Origin of the sequence: Scandinavium sp. UTDF21-P1B (genome assembly GCF_040750395.1) — a bacterium.
Classification (GTDB): Bacteria; Pseudomonadota; Gammaproteobacteria; order Enterobacterales; family Enterobacteriaceae; genus Scandinavium.
This window is the reverse complement of record NZ_JBFLVD010000021.1, coordinates 1-25571: the sequence shown is the minus strand read 5'-3', so window position 1 is coordinate 25571 and position 25571 is coordinate 1. Positions and strand designations below refer to the sequence as shown.

Here is a 25571-nt window from a genome sequence, read left to right as displayed (position 1 = left end):
CTATGACCCTGTGAAAATCAAAAAGTTTATGCTGCCAGCAACTCTTTGGCGTTTGCCAGCGTGTTGCGGGTGACTTCGCTGCCGCCCAGCAGTCGGGCGAGCTCCTGTAAACGAGCGCGTTTATCGAGCGGCTGCATGTGTGTTTCTGTCATTTCACCGTCGGTTTCTTTACTGACGTAGAAGTGATGATGCCCACAGCCCGCGACCTGCGGCAGATGGGTAACGCACATAACCTGGGTGGATTCGCCTAACTGGCGCAGCAGCTTACCAACAACGGCGGCGGTCGGACCGCTGATGCCGACGTCCACTTCATCGAAAATCAGCGCCGGCGTTTCCATTTTCCGGGCGGTGATCACCTGAATGGAAAGCGCAATACGGGAGAGCTCCCCGCCAGAGGCCACTTTTGCAATCGGCTGCAGAGGCTGACCCGGGTTGGTGGTGACACAAAACTCAATACGATCGGCACCTTCGGCGGTCAGATGGTTCTCTTCAAAGGCAACGTCGATGGTGAATTGACCGTGCGGCATGGAGAGTGAATGCATACTTTCAGTAATTAACGCTGCCAGCTCGGTTGCCGTTGCCTGGCGTAAGGCGTGCAGCTGCTGAGCGGTTTCCAACGCCTGCTGGTGGTGTTTCTGCACCGCCAGCGCCAACGTTTCCTGCGAATCGGCCTGATCGTCCAGCAGCTGCTGTTCATCAAGCAGGGACTGATAAAAGGCAGGCAGTTCTTCTGGCGTGACGCTGTGCTTACGGGCAAGCGACATCTGGCGTGAAATACGTTGCTCCAGCTCGAACAGCCGATTGGGGTCAAGATCCAGGCGGTCGCAGTAGTGACGCAGCTCGTCGCTGGCTTCACCGATCTGGATAGCGGCTTCTTCCAGCATCTCCAGCACGCTGGAGAGCCTGCCGTCCATGCTTACCAGTTCGGTAACCAGCTGACGCGTGCTGTAGAGCTGACTTTGCAGGTTGGCGTCTTCACCGTCGGCCAGCAACGCCAGCGCATGCTGGCTGGTGCTGATCAGCTGACCGCTGTTGGCGAGGCGTTTGTATTCTTCATCAATTTGCTCAAACTCACCGGCAACGGGCTGAAATTCATTGAGTTCTTTCAGTTGATACTGCAGAAGCTCCGCCCGCGCGGCACGCTCCTGGCTTTGTTGCTGATGCTGGGCCAAATCGCGACAGCTCTGGTGCCACTGGCGGTAGCGATCGGCCATTTGCTGCGTCAGTAAGGACTCACTGGCATAGCCATCAAGCAGGGATTTTTGATGTTCAGGTTTCACCAACAGCTGGTGCGCGTGCTGGCCGTGGATCTGAATCAGCAACTGGCCCAACTCTCGCAGCTGAGAGAGCGGCACGGCGGTACCGTTAATAAAGCCCCGGGAGCGCCCGTCGCTGCTGATAACGCGACGAAGTAAACACTCACGGCCATCTTCCAGCTGGTTGGCTTCAAGCCAGCGCTGCGCGGCGGGGGTATCTTTCAGGGCAAAGCGGGCGCAGAGATCGGCACGGGTGGCGCCCCGGCGTACCATATCGCCTTCGGCACGCCCGCCCAGGCACAACCCGAGCGCATCAATTGCAATGGATTTACCGGCCCCGGTTTCCCCGGTGATGGCCGTCATTCCGCTCTGAAAATCGATTTCAAGTTCGCGAACGATGGCGAAATTGCTGATGGTCAGTTGTGCCAGCATAGTTGTCTTCCTGTATGAAAAACCATAACTGTGTTTACATACAGTATAAACTGGTTTTTTATACAGTAAAGAGGCTGGCGCGAAATCAGAACAATTTTTTTGACCAGCCGAGCTTGGAGCTCAACGTATTGAAATAGTTGTAGTCTTTCGGGTGTATGAGGTTGAGATGATAGTCACAGCGGCGAATCAGCACGTCTTCGCCTTCCTGAATCGGCAGGGCAATCTGGCTGTCACAGCTGATTTCGAGATCGGTACGCGGGTGGGCGAAGCGCAGGCGAATGGTGCTGCTGCTGTTAATCACCAGCGGGCGCGCAGAAAGGGTGTGTGGGAACATTGGCACTAAGGTTATGGCATCCAGAGAAGGCGTCAGAATAGGGCCGCCGGCAGAGAGAGAGTAGGCGGTTGAACCCGTTGGCGTGGAGATAATCAGCCCGTCGGAACGCTGGGAAAAGGCGAAGACTTCGTCGATATAAACTTCAAATTCAATCATGTGCGCCACTTTCCCCGGGTGGAGCACGACTTCATTTATCGCGGTACTGATGCGTTTCTGGCAGGATTTCTGGCACACCTGCGCCTCCAGCAGGAAACGCTTCTCGGTGATGTAGTGCCCTTCAAGCACGTCAGCCAGCTGCTGGTGAGCGTTGTCCGGGTCGAGGTCGGTCAGAAAGCCCAGGTTGCCACGGTTAATGCCTATCACTTTGATGTCGTAGCGGGCAAGGGTGCGTGCGGCACCAAGCATATTGCCATCGCCGCCGACGACCACGGCCAGATCGGCCTGTTGACCAATTTCGGCCAGCGTCCCGGTGGCAACGTCTTTTAGTTTCAGCTCGTGGGCAATCTGTTGTTCAACAATGACTTCGTAGCCTTTCGTGGACAGCCAGCGGTACAGCATTTCATGTGTGGTGAGTGCGGTAGGGTGGCGGGGATGACCGACAATACCGATACACTTGAAATGATTGTTCATTTTCTGGAGGTCCTTGTGGCAAATGAATGATGACAATGTGCCTGCTTCCCTTGAATCCCGCAGCACGATCCCCATAATAAGCGAAGTCAGCGAGATGAATACGAAAAAACGCGGAGAAATTCATGAGTAGTAAAGAACAGAAAACGCCTGAGGGGCAAGCCCCGGAAGAAATTATCAAGGACCAGCACGATGAAGTAGAGGCCGTTGAGCCTGAAACTTCGGCTGAGCAGGTGGATCCGCGCGATGAAGCCATTGCGAATCTGGAAGCTCAGCTGGTCGAAGCGCAGAACCGTGAGCGCGATGGCGTGCTGCGTGTGAAGGCCGAGATGGAAAACCTGCGTCGCCGTACCGAGCAGGACGTTGAAAAGGCACACAAGTTTGCCCTTGAGAAGTTCGTGAACGACCTGCTGCCGGTGATCGATAGTCTCGATCGTGCGCTGGAAGTGGCTGATAAAGCTAACCCGGATATGGCGCCGATGGTGGAAGGGATTGAACTGACGCTGAAGTCCATGCTCGACGTAGTGCGTAAGTACGGCGTGGAAGTGGTTGGCGATACCAACGTGCCAATGGATCCAAACGTCCATCAGGCCATTGCGATGGTTGAGTCTGACGATGTTGCTGCAGGCAACGTACTGATGGTGATGCAGAAAGGCTATACCCTGAACGGGCGTACCATTCGTGCGGCGATGGTTTCCGTCGCAAAAGCGAAAGCCTAATCAGGCATCGGTAGTGCCGGGAGGAGGCTGAACGCCTTGCCCGGCCTACATTCTTTATGGCGCGTTATTCCGCCACGCTCTCCCGAATCGGCTTCACCGGCACCACTTTCACCTGCTTAATCATATTGTCCTGTACGTCGAGAATATCGATGTCGTACTGGTTGATTCGCACGCGCGTGCCAATCGCCGGGATCTCTTCCAGCGCTTCCAGAATCACACCGTTCATCGTGCGGGCTTCATCTTCCGGGAAGCGCCAGTTAAAGGCTTTATTCAGTTCGCGCACGTTGGCGGTGCCGTCGATAATCACCGAGCCGTCGTTCTGTGGGGTGACTTCTTCTGCAAGCGATGGCGACATCGACGTGGTGAAATCGCCGACGATCTCTTCCAGAATATCTTCGACCGTCACCAGCCCCTGAATATCGCCGTACTCGTCCACCACCAGACCCACTTTCTTTTTATTACGCTGGAATTTCACCAGTTGAGTGCTGAGCGGCGTGCCTTCCGGGACGTAGTAAATTTCATCGGCGGCGCGCAGCATCACTTCTTTAGTGAACTCTTTTTTCTCCGTCATCAGACGATAGGCTTCGCGCACGCGCAGCATGCTGATGGTGTCATCCAGCGAGTCGCGGTACAGCACGATGCGGCCGTGCGGGGAGTGAGTCAACTGACGGACGATAGATTTCCAGTCGTCGTTGATGTCGATGCCGACGATTTCGTTGCGCGGCACCATGATGTCGTTGACGCTGACTTTTTCCAGATCCAGCACCGACAGCAGCATGTCCTGATTACGGCGGGAAATCTGCGAGCGCGATTCGTTGACGATGGTACGCAGTTCGTCTTTGCTGAGCGCGCCGCTGATGGAGATGTCCGTTTTGATGCCCATCATGCGCATCAGAATGCGGGTGATGGTGTTGAGCAACCACACCAGAGGCATCATCAGAATCTGCAGCGGAGCCAGTAAAAAGCTGCTTGGATAGGCGACCTTTTCCGGATAGAGCGCGGCGATAGTTTTCGGCAGGACTTCCGCGAATATCAGTACCACGAAGGTCAGGATCCCGGTGGCAATCGCCACGCCCGCATCGCCGTATAAGCGCATCCCGACAACGGTGCCGAGCGCCGAAGCGAGAATATTAACGAGGTTGTTGCCAATCAGCACCAGGCTAATCAGACGGTCAGGCTGACGCAGCAGTTTTTCGACACGTCTGGCGGCGCTGTTGCCCTGTTTCGCTTTATGACGTAAGCGGTAGCGGTTGAGGGTCATCATCCCGGTTTCTGAACCGGAGAAGTAGGCAGAGATAATAACCATGACGACAATCGTAATGATAAGCGCCGTGGTTGAGATATGTTCCAACGGAGATTCCTTTAAGTCTTAGCTCGCGAACTGCTGCAGGACGCGGCTGCCAAAATAGGCAAGCGTCAGAAGTCCTGCGCCCGCCACGTTAAACCAGACCACGCGACGTCCGCGCCAGCCTTCATGATAGTGACCCCATAGCAACACGATATAGACAAACCACGCGATAATGGAAAGGACCGCTTTGTCTATATTTTCGACGCTGAACAGGTTGTGCAGATAAAACAGGCCGGTACACAGGGTCAGGGTCAGGAGGACGACGCCCACCTGAGTGATGTGAAACATTTTACGCTCAATGCTCATCAGCGGTGGCATTTCGCTGCTGAAGGCGAGCTTTTTATTCTTAAGCTGATAGTCAATCCACGCCAGCTGCAGGGCGTAAAGTGCGGCGATGATAAGCGTTGCGTAGGCAAACAGCGACAGCCCAATATGCACCATCATGCTCGGCGTAGTTTCCAGGTGGGTGATGAATTCGTTCGGCATAAAGGTGGCGAAGGCCAGGTTAATTAGCGCAAAGGCATACACGATTGGCAGCAGCAGCCAGCCGCGGTTGCGCGAGGCGACGATCGTCATCACCGTACAAATCATCAGGCTGACAAGCGAACCGACGTTCAGCAGGCTCAGGTTTTGCCCGCTGTCGCCGCCCGGCAGGATGCGAGCTTCCAGCGCAAAGGCGTGGCAAATCAGGGCGATAACTGCTGACAACATCGCCATGCGCCGCCATCCGCTGTTTTTTTGCAGCAGGCCAGGAATGATCAGCGCGAGGCTGATGGAGTAGGCAACAAGCGCGAGCAGGGCAAAAACAGGCATAGATGATGTCGACATTGGCGTGTGATGAAAGAGAAGCAGTATAGCGTTACGTGACGCAGGCTCCAACCGTTGCATCACAACTCGTGCGGTGTCGTGTTATACTGCCGCAAAATTCTGTGTATGTGTCGCTGTGGCGACCAAACGTTTCCACCCCAGGCGAGAGACAATGTTTGATAATTTAACCGATCGTTTGTCGCAGACGCTGCGAAACATCAGCGGACGCGGACGCCTTACTGAAGACAACATCAAAGATACCCTGCGCGAAGTGCGCATGGCGCTGCTCGAAGCCGACGTGGCGCTGCCCGTCGTACGTGAGTTTATCAATCGCGTTAAAGAGAGCGCGGTTGGTCAGGATGTGAATAAAAGCCTGACCCCGGGTCAGGAGTTCGTCAAAATCGTGCGTAACGAACTCGTTTCGGCGATGGGCGAAGAGAACCAGGTGCTGAACTTGGCCGCGCAGCCGCCTGCTGTCGTGCTGATGGCGGGCCTGCAGGGTGCCGGTAAAACCACGAGCGTGGGTAAACTCGGTAAGTTCCTGCGCGAGAAACATAAGAAGAAAGTGCTGGTGGTGTCTGCCGACGTTTATCGCCCGGCGGCGATCAAACAGCTGGAAACCCTGGCGCAGCAGGTTGGCGTCGATTTCTTCCCGTCAGACGTGGCGCAGAAGCCGGTTGATATCGTCAACGCGGCGCTGAAAGAAGCGAAGCTAAAATTCTACGACGTGCTGCTGGTGGATACCGCCGGTCGTCTGCACGTTGACGAAGCGATGATGGACGAAATCAAGCAGGTCCATGCCGCGATCAATCCGGTAGAAACCCTGTTTGTCGTCGATGCAATGACCGGTCAGGATGCCGCGAATACGGCGAAGGCCTTCAATGAAGCCCTTCCGCTGACCGGCGTGGTGCTGACCAAAGTGGACGGCGACGCCCGCGGCGGTGCAGCGCTGTCAATTCGTCACATTACCGGCAAGCCGATCAAATTCCTCGGCGTCGGTGAAAAAACCGAAGCGCTGGAGCCGTTCCACCCGGATCGTATCGCCTCCCGTATTCTCGGCATGGGTGACGTGCTGTCGCTCATCGAAGATATTGAAAGCAAGGTTGACCGCGCGCAGGCCGAGAAGCTGGCAAACAAGCTCAAGAAGGGCGATGGCTTTGATCTGACCGACTTCCTTGAGCAGCTGCGCCAGATGAAAAACATGGGCGGCATGGCAAGCCTGATGGGCAAGCTGCCGGGCATGGGTCAGATCCCGGACAACGTCAAAGCGCAGATGGATGACAAAGTGCTGGTGCGTATGGAAGCGATCATCAACTCAATGACCTTCAAAGAGCGCAGCAACCCGGAAATCATCAAAGGCTCTCGCAAGCGCCGCATCGCTGCCGGCTGCGGCATGCAGGTGCAGGACGTTAACCGTCTTCTTAAACAGTTCGACGACATGCAGCGCATGATGAAGAAAATGAAGAAGGGCGGAATGGCCAAGATGATGCGCGGCATGAAAGGCATGATGCCACCCGGTTTTCCTGGGCGCTAAATCGCTTTAGAGATTGCTTTTTGCGCCGAAATGAGTAAAATTTTCGGGCTTTTAATATAACACCGGGCTCCGTCCCTCGATGGGGCCCGGTGTTTTATTCACACAAGAGGATGTTATGGTAACTATTCGTTTAGCACGTCACGGCGCGAAAAAGCGTCCGTTCTACCAGGTTGTCGTTGCTGACAGCCGTAATGCACGCAACGGTCGCTTCATCGAGCGCGTTGGTTTCTTCAACCCAATCGCTAGCGAAAAAGAAGAAGGCACTCGCCTGGATCTGGATCGTATCGCTCACTGGGTTGGCCAGGGCGCTACCGTTTCCGATCGCGTTGCAGCGCTGATCAAAGCCGCTAACAAAGCAGCTTAATCTGTCACGGTGGTCATGATGAGCAAGCAACTCGCCGCAAAAGCGCCTGCTGAACCGATTGTGGTCGGCAAAATGGGCTCTTGCTACGGTATTCGTGGTTGGCTCAGAGTGTTTTCCTCCACCGAAGACGCCGAAAGCATTTTTGACTATCAGCCCTGGTTTATCCAGAAGGCGGGTCAGTGGCAAGAAGTCGAGCTGGAAAGCTGGCGTCACCACAATCAGGATCTGATCATCAAGCTGAAAGGCGTTGACGATCGGGATGCGGCGAATCTGCTGACCAATTGCGAAATTGTCGTGGATTCCTCACAGCTGCCTGCGCTTGACGACGGTACCTACTACTGGAAAGACCTGATGGGCTGCCAGGTAGTGACCACCGAAGGCTACAGTCTCGGTAAAGTCATTGACATGATGGAAACCGGGTCCAATGACGTTCTCGTCATTAAGGCAAACCTGAAAGATGCGTTTGGCATCAAGGAGCGGTTGGTTCCGTTCCTCGATGGGCAGGTTATCAAGAAAGTCGATCTCACTACTCAAACCATTGAAGTAGATTGGGATCCTGGTTTTTAAAACCTCCGGATTACCGGTAAAAGACGACGTGATGGAGATGGGCTGTGTTTATTGGTGTTGTTAGCCTTTTTCCAGAGATGTTTCGCGCGATTACCGACTACGGGGTAACTGGCCGGGCAGTAAAAAATGGCCTGCTGAGCATTCAGAGCTGGAGTCCTCGAGATTTCGCTCATGACCGGCACCGTACCGTGGACGATCGTCCTTACGGCGGCGGACCGGGAATGTTAATGATGGTGCAACCCTTGCGGGATGCCATTCATGCAGCAAAAGCCGCGGCAGGTGAAGGCGCGAAGGTGATTTATCTTTCACCTCAGGGACGCAAGCTTGATCAAGTGGGCGTCAGCGAACTGGCTACCAGTGAGAAGTTGATTCTGGTGTGCGGTCGCTACGAAGGGATAGATGAGCGCGTAATTCAGACCGAGATTGACGAAGAATGGTCTATCGGCGATTACGTTCTCAGCGGTGGTGAGTTACCGGCAATGACGCTGATTGACTCCGTCTCCCGGTTTATTCCGGGCGTTCTGGGCCATGAAGCATCAGCAACGGAAGATTCCTTTGCTGATGGGTTGCTGGACTGCCCACACTATACCCGCCCTGAAGTGTTGGAAGGGATGGATGTCCCGGCAGTATTACTGTCAGGCAACCATGCCGAGATACGTCGCTGGCGTCTGAAGCAGTCGCTGGGCCGGACCTGGCTGAGAAGACCTGAACTTCTGGAAAACCTGGCTCTGACTGAAGAGCAAGCAAGGTTGCTGGCCGCGTTCCAACAGGAACACGCGCAACAGCAACATAAACATGATGGTGAGGCGTAAGCCCCCAAATATCAGTTTACCCAGGATAAGAGATTAAATTATGAGCAACATTATTAAGCAAATTGAACAAGAGCAGATGAAGCAGGACGTACCTTCCTTCCGTCCGGGTGATACCGTGGAAGTGAAAGTATGGGTTGTTGAAGGTTCCAAAAAACGTCTGCAGGCATTTGAGGGCGTGGTTATCGCTATTCGTAACCGCGGTCTGCACTCTGCATTCACTGTTCGCAAAATTTCCAACGGCGAAGGCGTTGAGCGTGTCTTCCAGACTCACTCTCCAGTTGTTGACAGCATTGCTGTTAAACGCCGTGGTGCCGTTCGTAAAGCTAAACTGTACTACCTGCGTGAGCGTACTGGTAAGTCTGCTCGTATCAAAGAGCGTCTTAACTAAGATTCGCTTAAGCGACATCCAAGTTAAAAAGGGCTGGCCGAAAGGCTGGCCCTTTTTTATGCCGCAAAGCATGGCGTGTGCTTCTACTGTAGCGTTGACCGCAACAACCAGCGTAGAAATCAGAATAAGTTAAGTTCACAACTCCTTGTCAATCATAGGGATTATTGGTTTAATTCACTTTTAAAATTATTACGTGGTGAAATCAATGAATGGAAGCACAGACAAAGGTGCCCGTGTTTATACCCCAGTAACCCTCAAGCTCTATGACTGGTGGGTGTTGAGCGTTTCGAACCAGTTTGCCTGGAAATGCCCCACGGAGGAGCATTTAGTCCCTCATTTCTTGCGTAATCTCAGCAAGAAGCACATGGACATCGGCGTCGGCACAGGGTTTTACCTGACCCATGCTCCGGAGGACTGTACTATCTCCCTGATGGATCTGAACAAAACCAGCCTGGATACGGCATCCGCAAGAGCTGGCGATGCAAGGATCGATCGCAGGATCAATCATGACGTTTTTGCCCCGTATGATGCATCCTGCCACAATCAGTTCGACTCTGTGTCTATGTTTTACTTACTTCACTGTCTGCCTGGGACAATGTCGGATAAAGGCATTGTTATCCAGAATGCTGCCCACGCGTTGACTGATAACGGTGTACTTTATGGCGCCAGCATTCTTGGGGATGGCGTTGAACACAACGCTTTTGGCCGCAAACTGATGGGGATTTATAATCGCAAAGGGATTTTCTCCAACAGTAATGACTCGGAAGCGGGGTTAAGAGAAATACTCTCGGCACATTTTGCGGATGTCAGTATCAGCGTTGAAGGCACCGTCGCGCTCTTTTCTGCCGCACGGAAAAAATAGCTGCCGTAGCCGCAGATACGTCATTTCTGTCACAATGGTTTAACCGTGATGGCGTAAATCAATTACAATGTCTCCGCTCAGGGGGACAGATGGCACAGCACGTAATTCAACGTAATCGCAGCAAACGCATCGCGGCCTGGTTCGCGCTGTTTGCTATGGCGTTGATTCTTGTTGCTCCGCTTATCTCGGTTTCCCTGCAAAAAGACCCGATGAGCGCGATGCCGGGCATGATGCATCATGATATGTCGACGATGAGCGGGCATCATGAAGAGCCGGGTGCGATGCCCGTTGACCATGCCGAGGCTTGCGGTTACTGCGTGCTGCTGGCGCACGTACCGGGGCTGATGCTCGCGCTTCTGGCGCTGGTATGTGCTCTGCTACTGCGCATTCGCCAGCGACCGCCGCGGCCCGGCGTTAATATCTGGCACTTCTTCCCATGGCTGACTCCCCACCCGCGAGCGCCACCGCGCTGTTCTGCTTTTACCTGCTAATCACATAAAAGAATGGGCGCACTGCGCCACGCTCTCGATTTGCTTTTTAAAAGGAAAAGTATGACTACCTGCACCCCTCGCGCGGCATGGATCACTCTGCTGCGCCGTCTTCATTTTGCCGTTGGCCTGTTTGTCGGGCCGTTTATCTTCGTGGCGGCACTGACCGGCACGCTCTATGTCGCGACGCCGCAGCTGGAAAGTCTCCTCTGGCATGATGCTCTGACCGCGGAAAAAAGCGGGCAGGCGCATTCCCTGGCGGAACAAATCCGCGTTGCGCAAGCGACCCTCGATCGGCCCTTAGCACTTTATGCCGTACGACCTTCACTCACGCCTGGTGAGACAACACGCGTGATGTTCAGCGATCCCACTCTTGGGGAATCGGAAAGCCGGGCGCTGTTTATCGATCCCGTAACGCTTGCCGTGAAGGGCGATATGACGGTCTACGGAACCAGTGGGATTTTGCCGCTGCGCCAGTGGATTGATTATGCTCATCGTTCTCTTTTATTGGGCAACGTGGGGCGTCTCTACAGCGAGCTTGCGGCATCCTGGATGTGGTTCGCCGCGTGTGGGGGGATTGCGCTGTGGTTTTTCACTCGTCCGAAAAGGCGGCTTAATAATCGCGTGCAGAATAACCGTCGCCTGCACGTGACGCTTGGCTGGCTCCTGCTGGGGGGGAATGCTGCTCTTCTCCGCGACGGGGCTGACCTGGTCGCAATGGGCCGGTGGGAACGTGGATAAGTTTCGTGCTGCCTTAAACTGGATGACGCCGCAGGTGAATACGCAGCTCAACGGGCAGACCATGACCAGGGATCCGCATGCTGAACATCATGCAGGGATGAATATGCCAATGATGGTGCCGCTGGATTTGACGAAGTTTGATGCCGTTCTCCGCGTGGCTCAGCGTAACGGAATTGTGGCAAGCAAACTCGAAATCAGGCCCGCCAAAAGTGAGGATAAGGCCTGGACCGTGACGGAAATCGATCGCGGATGGCCGACTCAGGTGGATGCTGTCGCGATCGATGCGGCAAAGATGCAGATTGTCGATCGCACCCGTTTTGCCGACTTCCCGCTAATGGCGAAGCTGACGCGCTGGGGCGTGGATTTCCACATGGGCTTACTGTTTGGCGTGGTGAACCAGATCCTGCTGATCGCGTTTGGTACGACGCTATGCGTGATGATTATCGTGGGCTATCGTCTTTGGTGGATCCGCCGCCCTCAGCCAGCGACTTATAATCCGCTAATGACGCTGACGCAAAGCTGGTGCGATCTGGCCGGTCGCGGGCGAGTCGCGGTCATCGTGCTGGCGATTATACTCGGCGTTGCGATGCCCGTTCTGGGAGTGAGTCTGTTGCTGTTTGTCGCTGTGGACGTGCTGCGCTGGCGGATGGCAAGCGCAGCAGCTGTAGCAGAGTCCGTAGAGTAAGCCGGATCAGGGCTCGCTGATGACCACCGTCACGCGGCGATTTTCGGCGCGGCCCTGTGAGGTTTTGTTGCTTGCGACAGGATATTTCTTCCCAAGCCCGCGAGTAGTGAGGTTGGCGCGTGGAACATGCGCGCCTTCTGCCCAGGCGTCCGCCACGCGATCGGCGCGCTTAAGCGACAGCGCTTCGTTATAGCCATCTTCGCCATAATTATCCGTGTGCCCGTCCATGCGGGTATGCGTCAGTCCGGTTGCGGCAAGGCGCGAAGCCATGGTCTGGATCTGCTGGCGGCTCTCAGGTTTGAGTTGATAATCGTTGGTGTCGAACAGAATTTTGTCCGAAAGCCCTAAAGACCAGTCGCCGTCACTTTCACTGAACCCCCAGTGCTTCATTTCCGTAATCTGTTGCTGAGAGAATTTTCCCTGTGGCGCCTGGCAGCCGCTTAAAAGAAAGGCGGCAAGCAGGGCGGGAGCGGAAAGGCGCTTAAGCATAGTGAATTCCTTGTTCATGACGACAGTGTCCTCGTACGCTGATTCTTCATCAGGTACATTTTTTTATCAGCCTGCTCCAGCAGCGTTTCCACGCTGCCATGTTCAGCAGTCAGGGCATAACCAATACTCAGTGAAAAAGGGGTCATATGACCGTTGTGCATGCTCATCGGTGGGGTAAAGCGTTGCGCCAGCTCGCCGCACAGCCGCTGAACCTGGAGCTCATCGCTGATATTGCTGAGCAGAATGGCGAATTCATCGCCCCCGAGACGGAAGGCGTGATAGGCCTTGCCGCTGAATTCAACCAGACGCAGGGCCGTTTCAATCAGGACGTAATCGCCGGCGGCATGACCCCAGGTATCGTTGATGTACTTGAAGTCGTCCCCGTCCATAAACAGCAGGGCAGAGCCCGATTTGGCGGCAGGATCTGCCATCAGGGCATTAATATGCGTGCGGAACGACGCGCGATTAGGCAGGCCGGTCAGCGGATCGTGCATTGCCGTTTGCAGGAGCTGATCGTTTTTTGCCTGCAGCGAGTGCTGCCACTGCGCCATTTCATCCAGCAGGCTGTTGAAGTCCTGAGCAAAATGATGAAATTCTTCAATGCGCTCTTCCGGCACGCGACGGGAAAAATTGCGGTTGGTGCGCACGTCATGCGCCACATCAGCAATATTTTGTAGCGCGTTTACCACATCGGCATGAAGATGACGCGAAATCACCATCGCGGCGGCCGTTGCCAGCAAAATACAGGCAGTCAGCACGCCAAGCGACGTCCAGATGAAATGGCTTATCAGGCTGTCGCGAGCGGTAAGTCTGATTTGCCCAATGACATCGCCATTATGTATTACCGGCTGGGTAGTCGGGCTTGGGAACAGCCAGCGGCTGATCATCAGGTTAAAGCGTTCGCTGCTGGCTTCGCTTTCATAGGTCCAGTGGGCAAAAAGCTGCTCGCGCTTATCGAACACGTCGGCCCGGGCAAACTGGCCCTGTTTGCCCAGCGATGCCAGCGTATCCGTGGCGGCTGTTTCATCACGAAACACCAATGCAGCTTCAATCGTGTGACTCAGCGTGGCGCCGGTCAGCTCGAGATTCTTCTGGGCATATTGCTTCAGCGAAACCACGGAAACAACGCACAGTATCAGCCAGGCCAGCGTCATCGTAATCACAATGCTGGTCATATTGATTCGCCGTAAAGTTCTTTTAAACGTCGGGCGCTGCGCGGCGGAGAAATCCTTATTCATGTTCTTTATTCCGGGCAAGCATTAATACGTCAGGATTGACCCTGACGCCACTTCTTGAAAGCGCATCAAGATTGACGGAAAACGTAACTCTCTGGGGACGGATTTGCAGGCAAAAGGCGCTGCCAATCGCACAGTCTGGATTTTGCTCTGAAAGGGTGAGCAGGGGGCGTGGTGCAAACTGACGAACGATCGCCTGCTGGCTTTCGGGGGATTCGAGTCCAAAATAGAGGGCATCGCAGCGGGAGGCTAATGCTTCCTGTTCATTCTGTACCGTGACCGGGTTATAAGGTCTGGTGTCCGCATCGCCTTTTTGCAGGGCGGAAACATAAGCAGAACTTGAGAAAATACAGAGTGTTGGCTTGTCGTTGAGCGCCGGCCAGCGCGTGTAGCTAACAATCCCCGAGACGATTTCGCGGACAGCGCTACCCTTCCCGGCAGGTGCTGCGAATGCCGGCGTCACGGGGGGCAGAAATAACAGTGCCAGCATTGGCTGGCATAAAACACATCGCCACCGGCTGCTCACGAAAGGTTGCCACGCATCCAGAGTTAAAACATTCATGTAAGTTATATGAAGACTAACATTATTCATACAACCAGTCATTAGCGCCCTTAATACATTCCGGAATGAACGGAAGATACGCTGGTTTTATTATTTTCAGGCTAATTAAGATAACGATTAATTCAGCCTGTTGGATTGTGCGCCTTCATTCATCCCTTTTTGCCAGGCTTCCCGCAGCGCGGTGGCATCCGGTCGGGAATCGCAGCCTTCGGGAAATATTTTTCCGGAAACGCCCCAGCCAAAAAGCAGGTGCGTCTGGCAGATATCTTCCAGGCCAATGGCATAACCTTTCAGATAGCTGTGGCGATCGACTTTGGGATCGTTAAGGTCGTTAGCCAGCTGTGCTTCGCTGCGGGCGGTGATGCCGCTTCGCCCGTCGTCGATACCTTCGCCATACCAGTCCGTGGCGCTTTTGGGCAGATCGGCGTAAGGATCAAGCTGACATCCGTTTAGTAAAAGCAGTAGCAACGCACACAGAATGGGTTTCATGATGACCTCCTGAACGGGTGTTTTCAGCATAGCCTGTTCAATGCTTATCGCGAGTGGAATGTTTTGTTTACGATAAAAAGCAAAATAAATGCGAAAATGGCCTGATGTAAATTTATATTTACGGATTATGGATTGAAATCTTTACCGCGTGTGGTAATGTAGACACCTCCTCAGTGAGGAAACCAAACTATCGCAAACGAGCTATACAGGATCGCCATCATGCAAAAAGACGCGCTGAACAACGTACATATCGCCGACGAACACGTTCTGATCACCCCTGAAGTGCTGAAAGCGGAATTCCCGCTGAATGCCGCTCAGGAGGCCCAGATTGCTGAATCCCGTCAAACCATTTCCAATATCATCGCCGGTCGCGATCCGCGCCTGCTGGTGGTATGCGGGCCGTGCTCCATTCACGATCCGGAAGCTGCGATTGAATACGCTCGTCGTTTTAAAGCCCTTGCCGCAGAGGTCAGCGATAGCCTCTACCTGGTGATGCGCGTCTATTTTGAAAAACCACGTACTACCGTGGGGTGGAAAGGCCTGATTAACGATCCGCATATGGATGGCTCGTTTGATGTTGAAGGCGGTCTGAAAATTGCGCGTCGCCTGCTGGTGGAGCTGGTGAACATGGGGCTGCCGTTGGCAACCGAAGCGCTGGATCCTAACAGCCCGCAGTACCTGGGCGATCTGTTCAGCTGGTCTGCAATCGGTGCTCGTACCACCGAATCCCAGACGCACCGCGAAATGGCTTCTGGCCTTTCTATGCCGGTTGGCTTCAAAAACGGAACCGATGGCAGCCTGGCTACCGCAATCAACGCCATGCGCGCCGCAGCGATGCCGCACCGTTTTGTCGGCATCAACCAGGCCGGACAGGTTTGCCTGCTGCAGACTCAGGGGAACCCGGACGGCCATGTGATCCTGCGCGGCGGCAAAGCGCCAAACTACAGCCCGGCAGATGTCGCACAGTGCGAAAAAGAGATGGAACAGGCGGGACTGAAACCGGCGCTGATGGTAGATTGCAGCCATGGTAACTCCAACAAAGACTACCGCCGTCAGCCCGCGGTGGCAGAATCCGTGGTTGCGCAGATTAAAGACGGCAACCGCTCCATTATTGGCCTGATGATTGAAAGTAACATTCATGAAGGCAATCAGTCTTCCGAACAGCCTCGCTGCGATATGAAGTACGGCGTTTCGGTAACGGACGCCTGCATCAGCTGGGAGACGACGGATGCGCTGCTGCGTGAGCTCGATAAAGATCTGCGTGGCCAGCTGGCGGCTCGTCTGGCGTAAGAGGATTTTATGGTTGCTGAACTGACCGCGCTACGCGATCAAATAGATGAAGTCGATAAGGCGCTGCTGGATCTGCTGGCGCGCCGTCTGGAGCTGGTGGCCGAAGTCGGCGAGGTGAAAAGTCAATATGGCTTGCCGATTTATGTCCCTGAGCGTGAGGCATCCATGCTGGCGTCTCGCCGCGAAGAGGCGGCCGCGCTGGGTGTGCCACCGGATCTTATCGAAGATGTCCTGCGTCGGGTGATGCGCGAGTCCTACTCAAGCGAAAACGACAAAGGCTTCAAAACCCTTTGCCCGCAGCTGCGTCCGGTCGTTATTGTCGGCGGCGGGGGGCAAATGGGGCGTCTGTTCGAGAAAATGCTCACGCTGTCAGGCTATCAGGTGCGAATCCTCGAGAAAGAGGACTGGGCGCGTGCAGAAGAGCTGGTGGCCGATGCGGGTATGGTTATCGTCAGCGTGCCAATCCACGCGACGGCACAGATCATTGAGAAGCTGCCAGCGCTTCCGGACGACTGCATTCTGGTTGACCTGGCCTCGGTGAAAGCCGTGCCGTTACAGGCGATGCTGGCGGCACACAATGGCCCGGTGCTCGGGCTGCACCCGATGTTCGGTCCGGACAGCGGAAGCTTGGCGAAGCAGGTTGTGGTGTACTGCGACGGTCGTCAGCCGGAAGCCTACCAGTGGTTCCTGGAGCAGATTCAGGTTTGGGGCGCGCGGCTGCATCGCATCAGCGCGGTGGAGCATGACCAGAATATGGCGTTTATCCAGGCGCTGCGCCATTTCGCAACGTTTGCCTATGGTTTGCATCTGGCTGAAGAGAACGTCCAGCTGGAACAGCTTCTGGCGCTCTCATCGCCGATTTACCGGCTGGAGCTGGCGATGATCGGGCGTCTGTTTGCCCAGGATCCGCAGCTGTATGCTGACATTATCATGTCTTCGCCAAGCAATATTCAGCTTATCAAGCGGTACTACACACGCTTTGGTGAGGCGATTGGTCTGCTGGAGCAGGGCGATAAACAGGCCTTTATCGACAGCTTCCGTAAAGTGGAGCACTGGTTTGGTGATTACGCACAGCGCTTCCAGAGCGAAAGCCGGACGCTGTTACGCCAGGCAAACGACAGTCGACAGTAAAAAAGTGTTTTATACTCGAAAGCCAGAGGGGAAACCCGCTGGCTTTTTTTTCACAGGGAAATCACCATGCCGCAGCCTGAAGTGTTGTTCGATTACGCCGGCCATTTGCCGGAATGTCCGACCTGGAGCGAAGCTGAACAGGCGCTTTACTGGGCCGATATCCTCGAGTGTGAAATCCACCGCTACGACCTGGCAAGCGGTGAGCATCAGGTATTGCAGTTTCCGGAAGAGGTCGGCTGTTTTTCACTGCGCGAAAGAGGCGGATTTATCGTCGCGCTGCGTAGCGCCATTTGGCTCAGTGATAAACATGGCCTGCTGGTGCGTAAAATTTGCGATAACCCCAGTAATGCTGAGCTGGCAAGGTTTAATGACGGTGGCACCGATCGCGATGGGCGGTTTTACGCAGGGACGTTCTGGGGGCCGGGCGACTACAACGGTGCATTGCTGGTTCGCGTAGACAACCATCTCAGACCGAAAGTGATTCAATGCGATATTCACGGTGCTAATGGTCTGGCGTTCAGCGTGGACAAAAAGTGGATGTATACGTCTGACACGCCCAACGCTGTCATTTACCGCACGCCGTTGGATGAGCAAGGCGAACCTGGCGTACGCGATATTTTCCGTCAGTTTCAATCGGCTGAGGGTATTCCTGATGGTGCAGCTATCGATGAAGAAGGTTGCTACTGGAGCGCGATGTTTGATGGCTGGCGGGTGGCAAGGTTTTCGCCGGAGGGTGAACAGCTGGCCGAATATCGTTTACCGGTGCGCTGCCCGACGATGGTCTGCTTCGGCGGGCCTGAGATGAAAACGTTGTTTATCACCACGACCCGGGAAAACATGAGCGCTGAGGAGATAAGACAATATCCCCTTTCCGGTGCAATCTTCACCCTGCCGGTTGAGGTGGCAGGAATGAAGAAATTACCGTTTATCGAGGCCTAATCCGGGTCGACCGGCACCACGTTCTCACTCGGATAGCAGCCCAACACTTTCATGGAGCGGGTGATCTCGCCCAGCTCCTTCAGCGCCTTCTGCATTGCTTCTGACTCCAGGTTTGCCTGAACGTCCAGATAAAACATCTCTTCCCACGGGTTGCCGTAGATCGGACGTGACTCAAGCTTAGTCATGATCAGATTATGATTACGTAATACCAACAGCGCCTCTACCAGGGCACCGGCCTGTTGCCCGGTTGCCATTAGCAGCGTGGTTTTTGCCGGTACCTGATCGGAGACGTTGATGGCTTTACGGGCCAGAACGACAAAGCGGGTGATGTTCTGCGTCTGGTTTGCCAGGTTGCGTTCCAGCACCTGTAAACCATACAAACCGCCGCCTGCTTCACTGCCCAGTGCCGCCACGTGCGGTGAATTGGCCTCTGCCACTTTTTCCATCGCCGCAGACGTGCTTTCGGTGTACTCGATTTTCCAGTGCGGATAACGGTTCAGGAACTGGCTGCACTGCTGGAACGGCTGCGGGTGGCTGTAGACAGTTTCAATCTTATCAAGGTCAGTCGAGCCGGACACCAGTACGCAATGATCGATAGGGATCGTCATTTCACCGACGATAGAAAGGCTGGTGTGCTGCAACAAATCGTAGACGTCATTGATGGCGCCAGAGCTGGTGTTTTCGATAGGCACCACGGCGTAATCGGCCTGTCCGGTTTCCACCTGGTTGAAGATGTCGGCGAATTTAGCGCAGCCACTTTCAATAAATTGCTCAAAATGGCGGGCGGCATACTGGCGCGCCGCGAGGTGTGAATAAGAGCCTTTTGGCCCCAGGAACGCGACGCGGGCAGAGTGTGGGCTAATTTTGTTAAGATGCTGCTGGAGCAGCGCCTGCTGCGTCAGGACTGAATCTTCAATAATCAGCTGGAACAGGCGGGTGATGTAGTGCGCATCCAGGTGGTGCGTTTTACCGAGCGTAATCAGGCGTTCGAGCAGGTCGCGCTCGCGGTCAATATCGCGTACCGGGCGATGAGACAGCAGTTTTGCTTTGCCTACTTCTACCGCCAGCCCCCGGCGCTCGGCCAGCAGAGAAAGCAGCTTTTCATCCAGCGCGCTAATCTTATCGCGCAGAGCCAGTAACGGGTTTTCCGCAGTCATAATGTCGCCTTTCTTGTTATCAATAAAAAAGGCCCCCCGGTGTGGGAGGCCTCATTGTTCGTCTTCGCATTCTTTATCACACGACGAAACGCCTCCCGTTCAGGGGAAGGTAAAGAAGCTAAAAAAGAATGCGAAGAAGAACGGAACGGTTTTCATCAAGTTTTCCTTAGAGACAGGCAGTTAAAGTAACCGTACTGTTTTCATGCTGTCAACCGTAAAAAACACCCTCTGCGCAAACCAGGCTTATTCGCGCGTTAGCAGTAACAAAAAACGCGCCCGGAGGCGCGTTGGATTAACACAGTTGTTAAGGATTACTCTTGTTCAACGAAGTTGACGTCTTTCACCGATGCGTTGGCGCGACGTGCTTCCCCTTTGTGTTGCACTTTATTGAGCTGCCTTTCCAGCTTGTTGATCAATTCGTTAATGGCGGTATACATATCCTCATGACGCGCACTGGCAACCAGATGGCCGTTTGGTGTGTTCATGGTTGCGTCGGCAACAAAACCCTGTGGCTCCTTAGACAGAATGATGTGCGGGTTAATCAGATGAGTTTGCCATTTTTCAAGTTTGGTGAGACGGTCTGCGACGTGCTGGCGGATGGCCGGAGTAATGTCCATTTGTTTACTGGTAATGTTCATTGTCATAAATTTTACCTCTTGTCTTTCCCGTCTTGGTGAATCCAGCATACCGTTCTTAATGTCAAAATGTGTGATTTAAATCACGTTATTTTGTCACTTTTTGTCAGTCAGCGTATTTTGTGAGGCAGGGCAGGAACAGGGGATTTAATACTTGAGGAATGGGCAAAAGCGGGCCATAGTTGATGGGATGATCTGGTGCTAAACCGGTTCAGTGCCACGCAGAATTGCATACAAAAACGGCAGCCTCATGGGCTGCCGTTTTTCGTGGCGAAGCGCTATCAGCTGCTGGTCTTGCTGCTGTTGGCGGCGATGATTTTTGCTACCTTGTCGGCCTGCGCGGTCATCTGCATTTCGCGGTAGGCCTTTTCCATCTTCGGCAATGCGTCGCGGGTGGCTTGCGTGTCCGGGAAGTCGCGGAGCATGCCTTCCACGCGATTCACTACGGCAACCCACGCACCGCGATCGGTGTAGTAATCCACGACCGACAGCTCGTATTTCGCCAGGCGATCTTTCAGGAACACCATGCGCTTATAGGCGTCGGAAGAGTACTGGCTTTGTGGATAGCCACGCACCAGTTTGGAGAAGTCGTTGAATGCGTCACGAGCGTGCTGCGGATCGCGGTCTGAACGGTCAACCCCGAAGAAGCCCTGCAGAGCACTGTCATCCAGAGCCATGTTGGTCAGGCCACGCATATAGATGACGTAGTCAATGTTCGGATGAGTCGGATTAAGGCGCATGAAACGATCGATAGCAGCCTGAGCCAGCGGCAGATCGGCGTTTTTGTAGTAGGCATAAATCAGGTCGAGCTGAACCTGCTGAGAATACGGGCCAAACGGATAGCGGTTATCGAGCGCTTCCAGTTGCGTTATCGCCTGTTTCCAGTTACCGTCCTGCAACTTTTGTTGAGCAGTCGCGTAGATTTCATTTGGCGGGTTATCAGGCACCTCTTCCTTTGAACCGGAGCAACCCGCCAAAGCCAGGCTCAGTGTGGCAAGGGCCACCAGGTATTTCATGCGCGTCATGACGTTTTGACTTTCCTCAGAATGTTTATGCGGGAGATTATCATTCCTGCTCCCGATTAAGACCAGCTACAATAGCACACTATATTATACGGCGAAGCCGTAAAACCCAACGTTAAACGAAGAAGCTGTCTATGGCACAACTAGTACAACTCACCGCAACGGTATCCGAAAATCAACTCGGTCAACGCTTAGATCAAGCTTTGGCCGAAATGTTCCCGGATTATTCACGTTCGCGTATAAAAGAATGGATCCTGGATAAGCGAGTGCAGGTGAACGGCGTCATTTGCGACAAGCCGAAAGAGAAAGTATTGGGTGGAGAACAGGTCTCCATCGATGCCGAAATCGAAGAAGAAGCACGCTTCGAGCCGCAGGACATCCCGCTGAATATTGTTTATGAAGATGACGACATTATTGTCATCAACAAGCCACGCGATCTGGTGGTGCATCCGGGGGCAGGTAACCCCGATGGAACGATTCTGAATGCATTGCTGCACTACTATCCGCCCATCGTGGATGTGCCGCGTGCGGGTATTGTTCACCGCCTGGATAAAGACACAACCGGTCTGATGGTAGTGGCGAAGACCGTTCCGGCTCAAACGCGTCTGGTGGAAGCGCTGCAGTTGCGTGAGATCACTCGTGAGTATGAAGCGGTAGCGATTGGCCACATGACAGCAGGCGGCACGGTAGAAGAACCAATCAGCCGCCATCCCACTAAGCGTACGCATATGTCCGTTCACCCGATGGGGAAACCGGCTGTTACGCACTATCGTATTATGGAACACTTCCGTATTCACACGCGTTTGCGTTTACGTCTGGAAACCGGGCGCACACATCAAATCCGCGTGCATATGGCGCATATCACTCACCCGCTGGTGGGCGATCAGCTGTACGGCGGGCGTCCTCGTCCACCGAAAGGGGCATCAGAAGCTTTCATTAACGAGCTGCGTAAATTCGATCGTCAGGCTCTGCACGCGACGATGCTTCGTCTTTATCACCCGATCACGGGTATCCAGATGGAATGGCACGCGCCAATCCCACAGGATATGGTCGATTTGATCGACGCCATGCGCGCCGATTTCGAAGAACACAAGGATGATGTTGCCTGGCTATGACGAAAATTATCGTGCCTCAGTGGCCAATGCCTGAAGGCGTTGGCGCGTGCAGCTCCACGCGAATGGGCGGCGTTAGCTTACCGCCATACGACGCGCTGAACCTTGGTGCCCACTGTGGTGATAATCCGGAACATGTTGAAGAGAATCGCCGTCGTTTCTATGAAGCGGCTGCATTCCCTTCACGTCCGGTATGGCTTGAACAGGTCCACGGCAACGCAGTTTTAACGCTAACCGGGGGCGAATACGCTTCCAAAAAAGCTGATGCTTCATACAGCAACAAACCCGGCCTGGTTTGCGCAGTGATGACGGCCGACTGTCTGCCGGTGCTCTTTTGCAATAAGGCGGGTACGGAAGTGGCCGCTGCTCATGCGGGGTGGCGCGGGCTATGTGATGGCGTACTGGAAGAAACCGTCGCACACTTTAAGGACCAGCCTGAAAACATTCTGGCCTGGCTCGGCCCGGCTATTGGCCCGCAGGCCTTTGAAGTGGGCCCGGAAGTCCGTGAGGCTTTCATGGCTAAGGATGCGAAAGCGGACAGCGCTTTCCGTCCTGCTGGCGAGAAGTATTTCGCCGATATTTATCAGTTAGCGCGTCAGCGTCTGGCAAACGTCGGTGTGACTGAGGTGTTCGGCGGTGAACGCTGTACGCTAAGTGAAAAGGATGATTTTTTCTCTTATCGACGCGATCGGACAACCGGTCGTATGGCAAGTTTCATTTGGCTGATATAACCTAACGAATCAAGACGATCCAGAAGGCTGACTTATTTTTCACATAGTCCAGGTCTTTAACCTTGAATAATTGAGGGATGACCTCATTTAATCTCCAGTAGCAAAATTGACCTGTTATGGGAGGAGTTATGCGTCTGGATCGTCTTACCAATAAATTCCAGCTTGCTCTCGCCGATGCCCAGTCTCTCGCACTGGGGCACGACAACCAATTCATCGAACCTCTTCATTTAATGAGCGCACTTCTGAATCAGGAAGGCGGTTCGGTTCGTCCATTATTGACCTCTGCTGGCGTTAATGCCGGGCAGTTGCGCACGGCCATCGATCAGGCCCTCAGCCGTTTACCGCAGGTGGAAGGCACCGGTGGTGATGTACAGCCGTCTCAGGATCTGGTTCGCGTGCTGAACCTTTGCGACAAGCTGGCGCAAAAACGAAACGACAACTTTATCTCGTCAGAACTGTTCGTTCTGGCAGCCCTTGAATCACGTGGCACGCTGAGCGACCTGTTGAAAACCGCCGGAGCAACAACCGCCAATGTGACTCAGGCGATTGAACAAATGCGCGGAGGTGAAAGCGTGAACGATCAGGGAGCCGAAGACCAGCGGCAGGCGTTAAAGAAATACACGCTCGATCTGACCGAGCGGGCCGAACAGGGCAAGCTCGATCCGGTTATCGGTCGTGATGAGGAGATCCGCCGTACTATTCAGGTGCTGCAGCGTCGTACCAAAAATAACCCAGTGCTGATTGGTGAACCCGGCGTCGGTAAAACGGCCATTGTTGAAGGGCTGGCGCAGCGTATTGTGAACGGCGAAGTGCCTGAAGGGCTGAAAGGTCGTCGCGTGCTGGCGCTGGACATGGGCGCACTGGTGGCGGGCGCAAAATATCGCGGTGAGTTTGAGGAACGTCTGAAAGGCGTCCTGAACGATCTGGCCAAACAGGAAGGCAATGTCATCCTGTTTATCGACGAACTGCACACGATGGTGGGCGCCGGTAAAGCTGATGGCGCAATGGATGCCGGCAATATGCTCAAACCCGCGCTGGCCCGCGGCGAGCTGCACTGCGTCGGTGCAACGACGCTTGATGAATATCGTCAGTACATAGAGAAAGACGCGGCGCTTGAGCGTCGATTCCAGAAAGTGTTCGTGGCGGAGCCTTCCGTGGAAGATACCATTGCGATTCTGCGCGGCCTGAAAGAACGCTATGAATTGCACCATCATGTGCAAATCACGGATCCGGCTATCGTGGCAGCAGCGACTTTGTCGCATCGCTATATTGCCGACCGACAGCTGCCGGACAAGGCCATTGACCTTATTGATGAAGCTGCTTCAAGCATCCGCATGCAGATTGACTCGAAGCCAGAGGAACTTGACCGCCTGGAGCGCCGTATTATTCAGCTCAAGCTGGAACAGCAGGCGCTGAAGAAAGAGTCCGATGAAGCGAGCCAGAAGCGTCTTGATATGCTCAACGAAGAGCTGGAAGACAAAGAGCGTCAGTATTCCGGGCTGGAGGAAGAGTGGAAAGCCGAAAAAGCATCACTCTCCGGTACGCAAACCATCAAAGCAGAGCTTGAACAGGCAAAAATCGCCATTGAGCGGGCTCGCCGCGTGGGCGACCTGGCGCGGATGTCTGAGTTGCAGTACGGTAAAATTCCGGAGCTGGAAAAACAGCTGGCGATGGCCACTCAGTCCGAAGGTAAGACAATGCGTTTGCTGCGCAATCGCGTGACGGATGTTGAGATTGCCGATGTTCTGGCGCGCTGGACGGGTATTCCGGTAGCCAGAATGCTGGAAGGCGAGCGTGAAAAACTGCTGCGCATGGAACAAGAGCTGCACAGCCGTGTGATTGGGCAAAACGAGGCGGTTGAAGCAGTATCTAATGCTATTCGTCGTAGTCGTGCTGGTTTGTCGGATCCTAACCGTCCTATCGGTTCGTTCCTGTTCCTTGGGCCAACAGGTGTCGGGAAAACTGAACTCTGCAAAGCGCTGGCTAACTTTATGTTCGACAGCGACGATGCGATGGTGCGTATCGACATGTCTGAGTTCATGGAAAAACATTCCGTCTCTCGCCTGGTCGGTGCGCCTCCGGGATACGTCGGCTATGAAGAGGGCGGATATCTGACAGAAGCGGTTCGTCGTCGCCCTTATTCCGTTATCCTGCTGGACGAAGTTGAGAAAGCGCATCCGGATGTGTTCAACATTCTGTTGCAGGTGCTGGATGACGGACGTCTGACGGACGGGCAGGGCAGAACCGTCGATTTCCGTAATACGGTCGTGATTATGACTTCGAACCTCGGTTCCGATTTGATTCAGGAACGCTTCGGTGAGCTGGATTATGGTCATATGAAGGATCTGGTGCTGGGTGTTGTCAGCCACAGCTTCCGCCCGGAATTCATCAACCGTATCGATGAGGTGGTGGTCTTCCATCCATTGGGCGAGAAACACATCGCTTCGATCGCGAAGATTCAGCTGCAGCGTCTGTATCAGCGCCTCGAAGAACGTGGTTACGACGTGCATATAGAAGAGGATGCGCTGAAGCTGCTTAGCGCGAATGGCTACGATCCCGTTTATGGGGCGCGTCCACTTAAACGTGCTATCCAGCAGCAGATTGAAAACCCGTTGGCTCAGCAAATCCTTTCCGGAGAGCTGATCCCGGGGAAAACGGTACGGCTGATGGTTAAAGACGACCATATTGTCGCGGTGCAGTAAGCGACCAAAAGCAAAAACGGGCCTTTTTAGGCTCGTTTTTGTTTAAAAAACCGACGAAATTGGTGGTATTAAAGCGGTATTGTACGAATAGCGAGCGGTCAGAAAGTTTTTTT

The 25571-nt window shown here is 54.2% G+C and carries 25 protein-coding genes, 1 pseudogene and 1 other annotated feature; of the genes and pseudogenes, 15 read left to right on the top strand and 11 right to left on the bottom strand.

Features of this window, described 5'->3' with window-relative positions:
- Window positions 1-26: 26 nt before the first annotated feature.
- Together recN and nadK are read right to left on the bottom strand one after the other, a co-directional pair.
- Window positions 27-1688, bottom strand: a complete 1662-nt coding sequence (gene recN / locus AB1287_RS17785) for a DNA repair protein RecN (protein WP_435618634.1) — start codon at window positions 1686-1688, stop codon at window positions 27-29.
- Between the two features lie 85 nt (window positions 1689-1773).
- Entirely contained in the window at window positions 1774-2652 is an 879-nt protein-coding gene (gene nadK / locus AB1287_RS17780; RefSeq protein ID WP_435618633.1) for an NAD(+) kinase, read from the bottom strand.
- Window positions 2653-2774: 122 nt separating this feature from the next.
- On the opposite strand from nadK, the gene grpE reads away from it, so the two are divergent.
- Window positions 2775-3368: a nucleotide exchange factor GrpE gene (gene grpE / locus AB1287_RS17775; protein WP_312627810.1), complete on the top strand. Its 594-nt coding sequence runs from the start codon at window positions 2775-2777 to the stop codon at window positions 3366-3368.
- 64 nt (window positions 3369-3432) lie between these two features.
- Here the strand turns inward: grpE and AB1287_RS17770 are convergent, their stop codons facing one another.
- Together AB1287_RS17770 and AB1287_RS17765 are read right to left on the bottom strand one after the other, a co-directional pair.
- Window positions 3433-4719, bottom strand: a complete 1287-nt coding sequence (locus AB1287_RS17770; protein ID WP_312627809.1) for an HlyC/CorC family transporter — start codon at window positions 4717-4719, stop codon at window positions 3433-3435.
- 18 nt (window positions 4720-4737) lie between these two features.
- The gene (locus tag AB1287_RS17765; protein WP_435618641.1) at window positions 4738-5529 is read right to left on the bottom strand and encodes an inner membrane protein YpjD; all 792 of its coding nucleotides are present in this window, start codon (window positions 5527-5529) and stop codon (window positions 4738-4740) included.
- A 166-nt stretch (window positions 5530-5695) separates the two neighbouring features.
- Between AB1287_RS17765 and ffh the strand changes: the two genes are divergently transcribed.
- The 8 genes and pseudogenes from ffh (at window position 5696) to AB1287_RS17725 (ending at window position 11964) form a co-directional block, all read left to right on the top strand.
- Window positions 5696-7057, top strand: coding sequence for a signal recognition particle protein (gene ffh, locus AB1287_RS17760; RefSeq protein ID WP_312627806.1), 1362 nt, complete (start codon window positions 5696-5698; stop codon window positions 7055-7057).
- Window positions 7058-7172: 115 nt separating this feature from the next.
- The gene (gene rpsP / locus AB1287_RS17755) at window positions 7173-7421 is read left to right on the top strand and encodes a 30S ribosomal protein S16 (protein ID WP_312627804.1); all 249 of its coding nucleotides are present in this window, start codon (window positions 7173-7175) and stop codon (window positions 7419-7421) included.
- A gap of 18 nt (window positions 7422-7439) precedes the next feature.
- Window positions 7440-7988, top strand: a complete 549-nt coding sequence (rimM, locus tag AB1287_RS17750; protein ID WP_312627913.1) for a ribosome maturation factor RimM — start codon at window positions 7440-7442, stop codon at window positions 7986-7988.
- A gap of 44 nt (window positions 7989-8032) precedes the next feature.
- Entirely contained in the window at window positions 8033-8800 is a 768-nt protein-coding gene (gene trmD / locus AB1287_RS17745; RefSeq protein ID WP_435618632.1) for a tRNA (guanosine(37)-N1)-methyltransferase TrmD, read from the top strand.
- Between the two features lie 40 nt (window positions 8801-8840).
- Window positions 8841-9188: a 50S ribosomal protein L19 gene (gene rplS, locus AB1287_RS17740; RefSeq protein ID WP_006178051.1), complete on the top strand. Its 348-nt coding sequence runs from the start codon at window positions 8841-8843 to the stop codon at window positions 9186-9188.
- 205 nt (window positions 9189-9393) lie between these two features.
- Window positions 9394-10050, top strand: a complete 657-nt coding sequence (locus tag AB1287_RS17735) for a class I SAM-dependent methyltransferase (protein ID WP_435618631.1) — start codon at window positions 9394-9396, stop codon at window positions 10048-10050.
- Between the two features lie 89 nt (window positions 10051-10139).
- Window positions 10140-10541, top strand: coding sequence for a DUF2946 domain-containing protein (locus tag AB1287_RS17730; protein WP_435618630.1), 402 nt, complete (start codon window positions 10140-10142; stop codon window positions 10539-10541).
- A gap of 60 nt (window positions 10542-10601) precedes the next feature.
- Window positions 10602-11964: pseudogene (locus tag AB1287_RS17725) on the top strand (PepSY-associated TM helix domain-containing protein).
- Window positions 11965-11970: 6 nt separating this feature from the next.
- Here the strand turns inward: AB1287_RS17725 and AB1287_RS17720 are convergent.
- From AB1287_RS17720 to AB1287_RS17705, 4 genes are all read right to left on the bottom strand, one after another.
- Window positions 11971-12453 (bottom strand): OmpA family protein, encoded by a 483-nt coding sequence (locus AB1287_RS17720; RefSeq protein WP_435618640.1) that lies wholly within the window; start codon window positions 12451-12453, stop codon window positions 11971-11973.
- Between the two features lie 14 nt (window positions 12454-12467).
- Complete coding sequence (gene dgcN, locus AB1287_RS17715; RefSeq protein WP_435618629.1) at window positions 12468-13691, bottom strand: diguanylate cyclase DgcN; 1224 nt, start codon at window positions 13689-13691, stop codon at window positions 12468-12470.
- Window positions 13684-14178, bottom strand: coding sequence for a YfiR family protein (locus AB1287_RS17710; RefSeq protein WP_435618639.1), 495 nt, complete (start codon window positions 14176-14178; stop codon window positions 13684-13686). Before AB1287_RS17710 ends, dgcN begins: the two co-directional genes overlap by 8 nt.
- A gap of 189 nt (window positions 14179-14367) precedes the next feature.
- The gene (locus tag AB1287_RS17705) at window positions 14368-14739 is read right to left on the bottom strand and encodes a DUF2799 domain-containing protein (protein WP_435618628.1); all 372 of its coding nucleotides are present in this window, start codon (window positions 14737-14739) and stop codon (window positions 14368-14370) included.
- 219 nt (window positions 14740-14958) lie between these two features.
- Between AB1287_RS17705 and aroF the strand changes: the two genes are divergently transcribed.
- From aroF to AB1287_RS17690, 3 genes are all read left to right on the top strand, one after another.
- Window positions 14959-16029, top strand: coding sequence for a 3-deoxy-7-phosphoheptulonate synthase AroF (aroF, locus tag AB1287_RS17700; protein WP_312627797.1), 1071 nt, complete (start codon window positions 14959-14961; stop codon window positions 16027-16029).
- Window positions 16030-16038: 9 nt separating this feature from the next.
- Window positions 16039-17160 carry a bifunctional chorismate mutase/prephenate dehydrogenase gene (gene tyrA, locus AB1287_RS17695; protein ID WP_435618627.1) on the top strand — a complete coding sequence of 374 codons (1122 nt, stop codon included), beginning with the start codon at window positions 16039-16041 and terminating at the stop codon, window positions 17158-17160.
- Between the two features lie 66 nt (window positions 17161-17226).
- Window positions 17227-18099 (top strand): SMP-30/gluconolactonase/LRE family protein, encoded by an 873-nt coding sequence (locus AB1287_RS17690; RefSeq protein WP_312627795.1) that lies wholly within the window; start codon window positions 17227-17229, stop codon window positions 18097-18099.
- Here the strand turns inward: AB1287_RS17690 and pheA are convergent.
- The 3 genes from pheA to bamD all read right to left on the bottom strand — a co-directional run bounded on the left by pheA (window position 18096) and on the right by bamD (window position 20916).
- On the bottom strand, window positions 18096-19256 hold the full coding sequence (pheA, locus tag AB1287_RS17685; protein ID WP_435618626.1) for a bifunctional chorismate mutase/prephenate dehydratase: 1161 nt from the start codon (window positions 19254-19256) through the stop codon (window positions 18096-18098). The genes AB1287_RS17690 and pheA overlap by 4 nt on opposite strands.
- Before the next feature lie 22 nt (window positions 19257-19278).
- Window positions 19279-19413 (bottom strand) — a sequence feature (Phe leader region).
- A gap of 154 nt (window positions 19414-19567) precedes the next feature.
- Entirely contained in the window at window positions 19568-19900 is a 333-nt protein-coding gene (gene raiA, locus AB1287_RS17680; RefSeq protein ID WP_312630141.1) for a ribosome-associated translation inhibitor RaiA, read from the bottom strand.
- A gap of 272 nt (window positions 19901-20172) precedes the next feature.
- Entirely contained in the window at window positions 20173-20916 is a 744-nt protein-coding gene (bamD, locus tag AB1287_RS17675) for an outer membrane protein assembly factor BamD (protein ID WP_312630139.1), read from the bottom strand.
- A gap of 131 nt (window positions 20917-21047) precedes the next feature.
- Between bamD and rluD the strand changes: the two genes are divergently transcribed.
- The 3 genes from rluD to clpB all read left to right on the top strand — a co-directional run bounded on the left by rluD (window position 21048) and on the right by clpB (window position 25458).
- Window positions 21048-22028: a 23S rRNA pseudouridine(1911/1915/1917) synthase RluD gene (rluD, locus tag AB1287_RS17670; RefSeq protein WP_312630137.1), complete on the top strand. Its 981-nt coding sequence runs from the start codon at window positions 21048-21050 to the stop codon at window positions 22026-22028.
- Window positions 22025-22756 (top strand): purine nucleoside phosphorylase YfiH, encoded by a 732-nt coding sequence (yfiH, locus tag AB1287_RS17665; protein WP_312630135.1) that lies wholly within the window; start codon window positions 22025-22027, stop codon window positions 22754-22756. Before rluD ends, yfiH begins: the two co-directional genes overlap by 4 nt.
- Window positions 22757-22884: 128 nt before the next feature.
- Complete coding sequence (clpB, locus tag AB1287_RS17660) at window positions 22885-25458, top strand: ATP-dependent chaperone ClpB (protein WP_435618625.1); 2574 nt, start codon at window positions 22885-22887, stop codon at window positions 25456-25458.
- Window positions 25459-25571: the final 113 nt, after the last annotated feature.